This window comes from Streptomyces glaucescens (genome assembly GCF_002154375.1).
GTDB lineage: Bacteria > Actinomycetota > Actinomycetes > Streptomycetales > Streptomycetaceae > Streptomyces > Streptomyces glaucescens.
In genome coordinates, this window is record NZ_MUND01000622.1 from 1 (window position 1) to 2,326 (window position 2,326).

The 2,326-nt window shown below is 74.2% G+C and carries 2 protein-coding genes; both read left to right on the plus strand.

The features are described 5' to 3' along the window. Positions 1-322 precede the first annotated feature (322 nt). Positions 323-1,468 (plus strand): transcription termination factor Rho, encoded by a 1,146-nt coding sequence (gene rho / locus CCN42_RS33260; RefSeq protein WP_169731570.1) that lies wholly within the window; start codon positions 323-325, stop codon positions 1,466-1,468. A 188-nt stretch (positions 1,469-1,656) separates the two neighbouring features. Continuing rightward, a partial coding sequence (locus tag CCN42_RS33265) for a D-alanyl-D-alanine carboxypeptidase family protein (protein WP_143662105.1) occupies positions 1,657-2,326 on the plus strand: 670 nt, incomplete at its 3' end.

The following is a 2,326-nucleotide window of genomic DNA, read 5'->3' on the forward strand; positions in this document are numbered from 1 at the left end:
GGGCGGCCGGGGCGGGCTGCGTGCAGTCACCGGGAGCGGGAAGGATCCGCCGGGAATGGGAGAGCGCCTCGGTGCGTTCTCTCGTACAGCACGCACAGTAGGTGCTACAGTGCGATCGGTACTTGTGTCACGCCCTGTCTCGGGCGCCGGTACCGGTTCTTCTCTCTTCTCTTCCGTCACCTCGTGGCCCTACGGCTGTGGATCCGTTCGCCGAGGTGTTCCCGCCGCCGCCCAGGCGCATCGTGCGCCCGTCCTCTCCGCGGCTCCTCCCCCTCCTCTCTTCCGTAGGTCTTCCGCCCGCGTCCTCGAAAGGACCGACCCCATGACCACCACGCTCGAACATCCTCCCCTCCAGCAGCGGACCCCGGCCGCCCAGACCGTCACCGGCGTCCTGGACGTCGACGCGGACGGGAAGGGCCGTCTGCGCGCGCCGCACTGTCTGCCGTCGCCCGCCGACCCGCAGGTCCCGGCCGCGCTGATCCGCCGGTACGGACTGCGCAAGGGTGACCTCGTCACCGGCGTGAGCGGCGCCCGGCACACGCTGAGCGGCGTCGAACGCGTCGACGGCCTCGCGCCCGGCGCACTGCGCGGCCGGCCCCACTTCCGGGACCTCACCCCGCTGCACCCGCACCGGCGACTGCGTCTTGAGCATCCGGCGAGCGGGCTCACCGGGCGCCTCGCCGACCTGATCGCGCCGCTCGGCAAGGGACAGCGCGGGCTCATCGTGGCCCCGCCCAAGACCGGGAAGACCGTCCTGCTCCAGCAGACCGCCGCCGCGATCGCCGGGAACCACCCCGAGTGCCGGCTGATGGTCGTCCTGCTCGACGAACGCCCCGAGGAAGTCACCGACATGCGGCGGTCGGTGCGCGGCGAGGTCTACGCCTCGACCTTCGACCAGGCGCCCCGGCAGCACATCGCGCTCGCCGAGCTGGTCGTCGAGCGGGCCAAGCGGCTCGTCGAGCAGGGGCAGGACGTGGTGATCCTGCTCGACTCGCTGACCCGGCTGTGCCGGGCCCACAACAACGCGGCCGCCTCGGGCGGGCGCACGCTCAGCGGCGGTGTCGACGCGGCGGCGCTGCTCGGACCCAAACGGTTCTTCGGGGCCGCGCGGCAGGCCGAGGAGGGCGGTTCGCTCACCATCCTCGCGACGGCGCTGGTGGAGACCGGCTCCCGGGCCGACGAGTACTACTTCGAGGAGCTGAAGAGCACCGGCAACATGGAGCTGCGCCTCGACCGCGACCTCGCCGCGCGCCGGCTCTTCCCGGCCGTCGACATCACCGCCTCCGGCACCCGCCGTGAGGAACTGCTCCTGATGCCCGCCGAGTCGGCGGCCGTCCGCGGGCTGCGCCGGGCCCTGCGGTCCCGTGACGCGGCGGCCGACCTGGAGACACTGCTGCGGCGGATGCGCGAGTCCCCGGACAACGCGACGTTCCTGCGGCGCATCCAGCCGACGCTGCCGGTCGGCTAGGGGGTGTCGTTCCGGTCGTCCCGGTGTCGCGGCGCCCGGCACGCACTCCACCGAGTTCTCGGCCCCGCTGGAGCAGGGGACACCCCATGGTCCGGCCCGTGGCAGCGCGTGTGGCATCCGGGTGCACGCGCTTCGGGCAACGGCCCGGGCAGCGCGGGGCACGCCGGGAGCGTTCCTAGGTTGCCTGTATGACGATCGGATTCTCATCCCGGATGACGGTGGCGACCTGCGGTTTCTGCCTCGTGGGCGTCCTGGGCCTGGCGCCCGCCACGATGACCGCCCGGGCCGCCGCCGACCCCGGCGCGCCGGGCGGACCGGCGGCGGCCCCGCGGCCGTCGCTGCTGTACCGGCCCGGCACCCACGTCCGGCCGCGCGCCGAGGCACCGGAGCTGCCGGACCTCTCCGCCCGGTCCTGGCTGGTCGCCGACGCCCGCACCGGCGAGGTGCTGGCCGCACACGACGCACACCGCAAGCTGCCGCCCGCCAGCACCCTGAAGACGCTGTTCGCGCTCGCCGTGCTGCCGTCACTGCCCGGTGGCATCCGGCACCGGGTCGAACCGAGGGAACTCAGGGGCATCGGCTCGGGCAGCAGCCTGGTCGGCGTCGCCGAGGGCCGCACCTACCGGGTCACCGATCTGTGGCGCGGGGTCTTCCTCAGCTCCGGCAACGACGCCGTGCGGGTGCTCGCCGCGCTCAACGGGGGCTGGCGGGCCACCGCCCAGCGGATGCAGGCCAAGGCCCGCTCGCTGGGCGCGCTCGACACGCGGGTGGTGTCACCCGACGGCTACGACGCGCCGGGCCAGGTGTCCTCGGCGTACGACCTGGCGGTGTTCGGGCGGGCCGGGCTGCGCAGCCCGG

Excerpts from the sequence above, each read along its gene's own strand:
- rho (WP_169731570.1), top strand. The coding sequence starts at position 323 with ATGACCACCACGCTCGAACATCCTCCCCTCCAGCAGCGGACCCCGGCC.